We start from the raw sequence: 2,192 nt of genomic DNA, 5'->3' as shown, positions 1-2,192 counted from the left end.
GCTCGCCAACCGCTACCGCGCCGGAGTCGTCCTGGCCTCGCTGATCCTCTGGCTCCGCGAACCGGCCAGATGATCATTTGTCAGACAGACTCTAGGGCCAATACCGGTGACCAGACGTGCAGCCCGGTTCTCTGCAGCAAGGTGTGCACCGTACCGCTTCGTCCGCCTGCCCGGATCGGGCCGGTGGTGAGGTGCATGACCATGCCGAGCCGCCGGTTCGGGCTGATGCACCGATTCACGGTGTTGTACTGCTCGTGCCTCCGCTCCGGAAGCGGGCGTACGGCCAAGGAGGCCAGTACGGATCCCGTGCCCAGCAGGTGGTGAACAGAGCGGAGTGCTTCCCGCAGGTAGCAGCCGCCGTGGTGCACAGCACCGGACCGTAGATGCCCAGTGCTGTTGCGGTGTCACCAGTGGACTGGCAGTTCGTGCGGGCCTTTGAGGATCGCTTCCGTCTTCCAGCGCATGCCGCTGTCCGGCACGGCCAGCTTCAGACCGGGCATGTGGCCCAGCAGCGTTCTCAGGGCGATCTGCAGTTCCAGCCGCGCCAACTGCCTTCCGACGCAGAGATGCGCGCCGTATCCGAAACTGAGGTGCGGGGCCTCGGGTTCCCGTTCGAGGAGGAGTGTCTCGGCGTCGGAGAAGACCGCCGGATCTCGGTTGGCCGCCGACATGTCGACCAGCACGGGTTCTCCTGCGCGAACGAGGGCCCCGCCCACCTCGATGTCCTGTGTCGCGTACCGGGGAAAGATCAGACCGTTGGGCAGGGGAACGTACCGCAGCATCTCCTCGACAGCGCCGGCAATATCCGAGGTGTGCTCGCGGAGCCGTTGCAGCCACTCGGGGCGGCGCAACAGCAGATAGAGGAAGTTGGAGATCTGGTGGTAAATGGTACTGAACCCGCCGATGAGCAACTCGGAAGTGAGCTCGAACAGTTCATCCTGGGTGAGACGTCCCTCTTCGCGGGCCTGCAGGAGGCAGGTGAGCAGGTCCTCGCGCGGCTTTTGGCGGCGTAGTTCGACCACGTCGGTCAGGTAAGTCAGGTAAGACTCTGCCTGAGCCGTGAAGTCTTCGGCCGACACGTTGTAGCCCAGCACGGCGTCGAGGCACTTCTGGACGCGGTCTCGGCCCTTTTCCGGAACACCGAGCAGGTCGAAGATCATGATTCTTGAGAGCGGGGAGGCGAAGTCCTGCACGAGATCGCCCGGGGGCCCCGATTCCTGCAACCGGTCCACCAGCTCCTGCGTCACTTCCTGCATCCTCACCCGCATCTGATCGATGCGACGCGCGCTGAAGTGCCGGGCCACCACCCCGCGAAGCCGCGAGTGGTCAGGTCCTTCGGTGGAGAGCAGCCCGGTGCCGCTGAAGGAGTAGGGGCGCATCCTCGGCTGGTCCCTGCCCGTCCCGGCCGCCAGGCTGAACTGCGGGCTGGACAAGACCGCCCTCGCGTCGGCGTACCTGGTGACCAGCCAGGCATCCTCTCCGTACGGCAGGCGGACCCTGCACAGCGGTCCGGCGCGCAGGCCGACGTAGAGCGGTGAGAGTTCCAAGGGTTCGTCGGACGTGAACGGATACGGGAGCGGTGGTGTTTGTTCGCCCATCAGGACTTCTTTCCTAGAGGGTTTCAGCAGGAATCACGGCATGGGGTGGGGTTCGCCAGCAGCGGTACGGGACGGCCGGAGCCGAACCGCTTGGGTCGGTGCAGTGAAGTCGACGCTGCAGTAGGGCCTGCTCGTCGTTCCGGCCCAGTGGGACGGCGGTGGCACGGACTGGAGGCATGGCGAGGGCTGGGGTGCCAGCAGCGGCCGGATCGATGAGTGCCACCTGCAGAGTCTCCACCGTGTGTTCTTTCCAACCGCTGCCTGCCCGGCATGCCCCAGTGAACGGCGGGCCACGCGTGTGAGTGAATAACCCATATGAGCGTTCAGGTGCCTGTTGTCGCCAGTAACAACAAGGCAACGGGAACCCGGTGCGAGGGCGGCGGGCCCTTCCTTCTGTTCTTCCGGCATCAGCGGCTCGATCCGGTCCCACATCGCATCAGTGATCACTAACCGGACGGACACATCCGATCAACTGACCAACCATTCAAAGAGACACGCTCTAGTAGTGCTTCGTTAGGTTCTGTGTCTGGTTCGGTTGCGGGGCAGGGGTCGGTTGCAGGTGGTGCGGGACACGTTGTCCAGCAGCCCGAGCGC

The 2,192-nt window shown here is 64.7% G+C and carries 1 protein-coding gene; it reads right to left on the bottom strand.

Annotated features, from left to right (window positions below):
* Nucleotides 1-404: 404 nt before the first annotated feature.
* Complete coding sequence (locus ACFVH0_RS40460) at nucleotides 405-1,598, bottom strand: cytochrome P450 (protein ID WP_385828431.1); 1,194 nt, start codon at nucleotides 1,596-1,598, stop codon at nucleotides 405-407.
* Nucleotides 1,599-2,192: the final 594 nt, after the last annotated feature.

The sequence above is a fragment of the Streptomyces sp. NPDC127117 genome (assembly GCF_042677325.1).
Taxonomy (GTDB): Bacteria; Actinomycetota; Actinomycetes; order Streptomycetales; family Streptomycetaceae; genus Streptomyces.
Note: the sequence above shows the minus strand (reverse complement) of the source record. Positions and strands in the feature narration are given on the sequence as shown.